The organism is Cupriavidus sp. 2KB_3 (assembly GCF_052115685.1).
Taxonomy (GTDB): Bacteria; Pseudomonadota; Gammaproteobacteria; order Burkholderiales; family Burkholderiaceae; genus Cupriavidus; species Cupriavidus campinensis.
On sequence record NZ_JBFRHD010000008.1, the window covers coordinates 255,593 to 261,592 of the forward strand.

Sequence of the window (6,000 nt, forward strand, 5' to 3'; positions counted from 1 at the left end):
CGCGTTGTCCCCAGAAGCAGAAGCAAACCCTGATGCCCCCAGGTAAACCACTGAGACCGGCACCATGAAAAAAGTATTTGTAAAGACGTACGGCTGCCAGATGAACGAGTACGACTCGGACAAGATGGTGGACGTACTGAACGCCACGCAGGGCATGGAGCCCTGCGACAACGTCGAAGACGCCGACGTCATCCTCTTCAACACCTGCTCCGTGCGCGAGAAGGCCCAGGAGAAGGTGTTCTCCGAGCTGGGCCGCATGAAGGCGCTCAAGGCCGCCAAGCCGGACCTCGTGATCGGCGTGGGCGGCTGCGTGGCCAGCCAGGAAGGCGCCACCATCGTCTCCCGCGCGCCCTACGTGGACGTCGTGTTCGGCCCGCAGACGCTGCACCGCCTGCCGGACCTGATCGACCGCCGCCGCCGCACCGGCCAGTCCCAGGTGGATATTTCCTTCCCCGAGATCGAGAAGTTCGACCACCTGCCGCCCGCCAAGGTGGACGGCCCGAGCGCGTTCGTCTCGATCATGGAAGGCTGCTCCAAATATTGCAGCTACTGCGTGGTGCCCTACACGCGCGGCGAGGAAGTCTCGCGCCCGTTCGAGGACGTGCTGGCCGAAGTGGCCGGCCTGGCCGACCAGGGCGTGCGCGAAGTCACGCTGCTGGGCCAGAACGTCAACGCCTATCGTGGCGCCATGGGCGGCACGACGGAGATCGCCGATTTCGCCCTGTTGATCGAATACGTGGCCGAGATCCCCGGCATCGAGCGCATCCGCTACACCACCAGCCATCCGAAGGAGTTCACTTCGCGGCTGGTGGAGCTGTACGCGCGCTGCGACAAGCTGGTGAACCATCTCCACCTGCCCGTGCAGCATGCCTCGGACCGCATTCTCATGGCGATGAAGCGCGGCTACAGCGCGCTCGAGTACAAGAGCATTATTCGCCGCTTGCGGACCATCCGTCCGACCATGTCGATGTCGTCCGACTTCATCGTCGGCTTCCCCGGCGAGACCGATGCGGACTTCGAAAAGCTGATGTCGATGATCGAGGAAGTCGGCTACGACACCTCGTTCTCGTTCATCTTCAGCCCGCGCCCCGGCACGCCGGCGGCCAACCTGCACGACGACACCCCGCATGACGTGAAGCTGCGCCGCCTCCAGCGGCTGCAGGCCACCATCGAGGAAAACGTGCAGCGCATCAGCCAGGGCATGGTCGGCACGGTGCAGCGCATCCTCGTGGAAGGCCCGGCCCGCAAGGACCCCACCGAGTTGCATGGCCGCACCGAGAACAACCGCGTGGTCAACTTCGCGCTGCCCGGCGTGCCGCAGGCGCGGCGCGACCAGATGATCGGCCAGATGGTCGATGTCAGCATCACGCAGGCGTTCCCGCACTCGCTGCGCGGCGAGATCGTGGTGCGCCAGTAAGGACCTCCATGAAAATCCAGACGGCGGAATTCGTTGCACCCAAGGACGACAACGCGCGGCTCCAGAACCTGTGCGGGCCGCTCGACGAGAACCTGCGCCAGATCGAGCAGGCGCTCGACGTGACGATCCAGCGCCGCGGCCATCGCATGACGGTGCGCGGCGCGCGCGCCCAGGACGCCGCGCTGGCGCTGGAGCGCTTCTATAACGACTCCCGCGTGGCGCTGTCGATCGACGACATCCAGCTTGGACTGGTCGAATCGCGCCAGATCTCCGCGCACGGCGCCTACCTGCCCGAGACCACGGCCAGCGGCTACGCCAATGGCGAGGAAGACCCGCGCGGCCTGGACGACTCCCCGGTGCTGCACACGCGCCGCACCGGCCTGCAGGGCCGCACCGCCACGCAGCGCGAGTACCTGCGCCATATCCTCGCGCACGACCTGACCCTGGGCATCGGCCCGGCCGGCACGGGCAAGACCTACCTCGCGGTGGCCTGCGCCGTGGACGCGCTCGAGCGCGATGCCGTCAAGCGCATCGTGCTGACCCGCCCCGCCGTGGAGGCCGGCGAGCGGCTCGGCTTCCTGCCGGGCGACCTCGCCCAGAAGGTGGACCCCTACCTGCGCCCGCTCTACGACGCCCTGTACGACCTGCTCGGCTTCGACCGCACGCAGAAGATGTTCGAGCGCCAGATGATCGAGGTGGCGCCGCTGGCCTACATGCGTGGCCGCACGCTGAACCACGCGTTCATCATCCTCGACGAAGCCCAGAACACCACGCCGGAACAGATGAAGATGTTCCTGACGCGGATCGGCTTCGGCGCCAAGGCCGTGATTACCGGCGACACCACCCAGATTGACCTGCCGCGCGGGCAGAAAAGTGGCCTGGTGGAAGCCCAGCACGTGCTGCGCGATGTGCGCGGCGTTGCGTTCACGCGCTTTACCAGTACCGACGTGGTGCGCCATCCGCTGGTGGCGCGCATCGTCGATGCTTACGACGAATTCCACGCCCAGCACAAGGACGCCTGATCTTGACCAAGAAGTCTCCCGCCGCCAGCCTCATCCTGTTCGATGCCGACGGCCGCGCGCGCAAGAGCGCCGCGCACGCGCTGCGCGTGCAACTGCCCGATGGGCGCAGCCTGACCGTGGACCTGTCCCAGGCCGCCGACGGCGTGGTGGCCCTGCTGGCCGAACACACCGACACCCGCCAGCAGGCCGGCCTGCTGGTGCGCCCGGACAACCACGATGCCGTATCGGTCGCCGTGACGGCTACGCCACTTGTGACCACCACCGGCACGCCGGCCACGCCGCCGGACGTCGAACTCGACATCCAGTACGGCGATGGCGTGCGCAAGCGCGCCGGCCTGCCGTCCGCCAAGCAGATCGGCAAATGGGTGCGCTCGGCGCTGTTCGCCGATGCCGCCCTGACCGTCCGATTCGTCGACGAGGAAGAGGGCCGCACGCTGAATGGCACCTATCGCGGCAAGGACTACGCGACCAATGTGCTGACCTTCGCCTACGCGGAGCACGCCGACGACCCGGTGACCGGCGATATCGTGCTGTGCTGCCCGGTGGTGGAAGCCGAGGCCAGGGAACAGAAGAAGCCGCTCGATGCCCACTACGCGCATCTGATCGTCCATGGCGTGCTGCACGCCCAGGGCTACGAGCACGAGGATGACGGCGAGGCCGAGGAAATGGAGGCAATCGAGACCGAGACGCTCCAGGCGCTTGGCTACGCCGATCCGTACCTGCCGGTGCGCGAGGATCGCTGACGCGGGGACACCCCTTGAAGTGCCGTGTGCGCCACCTTTGTGCGCCACGGCACCCCCTGTCACGGGGCGGGAATCCTTTTAGTGTATGCTTCAGACGATCTCCACCACGCGCTAAGCCGCGACATGAACGACCCCTATCCCAGTTCGAAACCTGCCAATCACAAGCAGGCGGATCGCCCACGGTCCCTTCTCGAACGACTTTCCGATTTCATTTCCCCCGAGCCGGACACGCGCGCCGAACTACTGGAAGTGCTCCAGGAAGCGCATGAGCGCAACCTGATCGACGCCGATTCGCTCTCGATGATCGAGGGCGTGTTCCAGGTCTCCGAGTTGACCGCCCGCGACATCATGGTGCCCCGCGCCCAGATGGACGCCGTCAACATCGCCGACGCGCCCGAGACGTTCATCCCTTACATGCAGCAGACGGCGCACTCGCGCTTTCCGGTCTACGAAGGCAGCCGCGACAACATCATCGGCATCCTGCTGGCCAAGGACCTGCTGCGCTACTACACCGACGACACGTTCGACCTGCGCGAAACGCTGCGCCCGGCCGTGTTCATCCCCGAGTCCAAGCGGCTCAACATCCTGCTGCGCGAGTTCCGGATTAACCGCAACCACATCGCCATCGTCGTGGACGAATACGGCGGCGTGGCGGGGCTGGTGACGATCGAGGACGTGCTGGAGCAGATCGTGGGCGACATCGAGGACGAATTCGACCTCGACGAGGACCACGACAAGATCCTGCCGACCGCCGATGGCGCCTGGCGCGTGCACGGGCTGACCGAGATCGAGCAGTTCAACGAGGCCTTCGGCACCGCCTTCCCCGATGACGACGTGGACACCGTGGGCGGCCTGCTGACCAATCATCTGGGGCACGTGCCCCATCGTGGCGAGATCATCACTTTGCCACCGCTCCGCTTCGAAGTGCTGCGCGCCGACGCGCGGCAGGTGCATCTGCTACAGGTGCGCCGCGAGGCGACCGACCACCTGGCCGTGGCCGACGCATGACGCGCGAAGTCCAGGCCGGCGCCGCCAGCACGGCGGGCGCCCGGCAAACCGGCCACCGCGCCGGGTCCGCTACCGCTGTGTTCCGGCTGCTGATGGCGGCAACGCTCGGCATCGCCCACACGCAGGCGTTCGCGCCCCATGACTGGTGGTGGCTCCAGATCCTGTCGATGGCCGGGCTGGTCGCGCTGCTGGCCGATGCCCCGCGCCCGCGCGCGGCGGCCGCCACGGGCTACGCGTTCGGACTGGGCTGGTTCCTGTCCGGGATCTGGTGGCTCTATATCAGCATGCATGTCTACGGAGAGATGCCGGCCTGGATGGCCGCGCTGGCCGTGGTGCTGTTTGCCGGCTATCTGTCGATCTGGCCCGCGCTGGCCGGCGGCGCCTGGCACTGGCTGACCCAGCGCGGGCGCCATGGCGTGCTGCCGGCGCTGGCGTTCGGCGCCACCTGGGCGCTGAGCGAGTGGCTGCGCGGCGTGGTGTTCACGGGCTTCCCGTGGCTGGGCAGCGGCTACCCCCATACCGACGGGCCGCTCGCGGGCTTCGCCCCGCTGATCGGCGTGTACGGCATTACCGCGCTGGCTGCGGCCGTGGCCGCGCTATTGGTGACGGCGGTACGCGCCGCCCTGCGCCGCTCCGCCACGCCGGACGCTGGCACGCGTGGCCGGCTTGGCACGGCGCTGGCCCTCGTCATCGGCCTGCCCGCGCTGGGTGTCGCGCTCGCCCCCATCGCCTGGACCACGCCCGTTGGCCAGCCGATCTCGGTGCGGCTGCTCCAGGGCAACGTCGCGCAGGACATCAAGTTCGAACCGGTGGGCATCCAGCGCTCGCTGGAGTTGTACCGCGACCTGATTACGGCAGAGCCGGCGGACCTCGTAGTCACGCCCGAGACCGCATTTCCGGTGATCCTCCAGGAACTGCCGGTGGATATCGCCCAGGCGGTGCGCCGGTACATGGAGTCCACCGGCACCACGGTGCTGTTCGGCGCGGCCGGGGCCGATTCACCGGTCGACTTCACCAACAGCGTGTTCGCCATCGGCCCGGAACAGCCCACGCTCTATCGCTATAACAAGCACCATCTGGTGCCGTTCGGCGAGTTCATCCCGTTCGGGTTCCACTGGTTCGTGGACATGATGAAGATGCCGCTCGGTGACTTCCGGCGCGGCGGGCTGGACCAGCCGGCGGTGCCGGTACGCGGCATCCATGTGGCGCCGAATATCTGCTACGAGGATCTGTTCGGCGAGGAAATCGCCGCCACCCTGCGCCAGCAGCCCTCGCCGGCCAATATGCTGGCGAATGTGACGAATCTGGCATGGTTCGGCGACACCATCGCGCTGGACCAGCATCTCCAGATCTCGCGGATGCGCGCCCTGGAGACGCGCCGCCCGATGCTGCGCGCGACCAATACCGGTATGACGGCGGTGGTAAAGCCCGATGGTTCGGTGCAGGCGCGGCTGCCGACCTTCCAGCTCGGCACGCTCGCGGCCACCGTGCAGGGCACGCAGGGGCTCACCCCCTTCGTGCGCTGGGGCAATGTGCCGGCGCTGGCGGCCTGCCTGGCAGTGCTCGCGCTGGCGTTCGGCGCGCGGCGGCGCGCACGCCCGTAGCGGCGGGCCGCATGCCAATCCATCGCGAATCCATCGCCAAAGAAAAAACGGGCCTGCTTGAACTGCACCCCAAAAGTTGGACACCCGTTCAACCTTTGGGGTGTTTTTCATGGCGAAGTACAACGAGGCGTTCAAGCGCCAGGTGGTTCAGGAATATTTGTCCGGGGGAGTTGGGACTGGGACACTGAGCCGGAAGCACGGAATAG

The 6,000-nt window shown here is 67.1% G+C and carries 5 protein-coding genes; all 5 read left to right on the forward strand.

The window, feature by feature from the left end:
* Positions 1 to 64 precede the first annotated feature (64 nt).
* The 5 genes from miaB (at position 65) to lnt (ending at position 5,794) form a co-directional block, all read left to right on the forward strand.
* A complete protein-coding gene (miaB, locus tag AB4120_RS11415) occupies positions 65 to 1,417 on the forward strand; it encodes a tRNA (N6-isopentenyl adenosine(37)-C2)-methylthiotransferase MiaB (protein ID WP_149136679.1) in 1,353 nt (450 codons plus the stop codon).
* A gap of 8 nt (positions 1,418 to 1,425) precedes the next feature.
* Positions 1,426 to 2,439 carry a PhoH family protein gene (locus tag AB4120_RS11420; RefSeq protein WP_149136680.1) on the forward strand — a complete coding sequence of 338 codons (1,014 nt, stop codon included), beginning with the start codon at positions 1,426 to 1,428 and terminating at the stop codon, positions 2,437 to 2,439.
* A gap of 2 nt (positions 2,440 to 2,441) precedes the next feature.
* Entirely contained in the window at positions 2,442 to 3,182 is a 741-nt protein-coding gene (gene ybeY / locus AB4120_RS11425) for an rRNA maturation RNase YbeY (RefSeq protein WP_149136681.1), read from the forward strand.
* A 123-nt stretch (positions 3,183 to 3,305) separates the two neighbouring features.
* Positions 3,306 to 4,190: an HlyC/CorC family transporter gene (locus AB4120_RS11430; RefSeq protein WP_149136682.1), complete on the forward strand. Its 885-nt coding sequence runs from the start codon at positions 3,306 to 3,308 to the stop codon at positions 4,188 to 4,190.
* Complete coding sequence (lnt, locus tag AB4120_RS11435; RefSeq protein ID WP_149136683.1) at positions 4,187 to 5,794, forward strand: apolipoprotein N-acyltransferase; 1,608 nt, start codon at positions 4,187 to 4,189, stop codon at positions 5,792 to 5,794. The genes AB4120_RS11430 and lnt overlap by 4 nt, the downstream gene beginning before the upstream one ends.
* Positions 5,795 to 6,000: the final 206 nt, after the last annotated feature.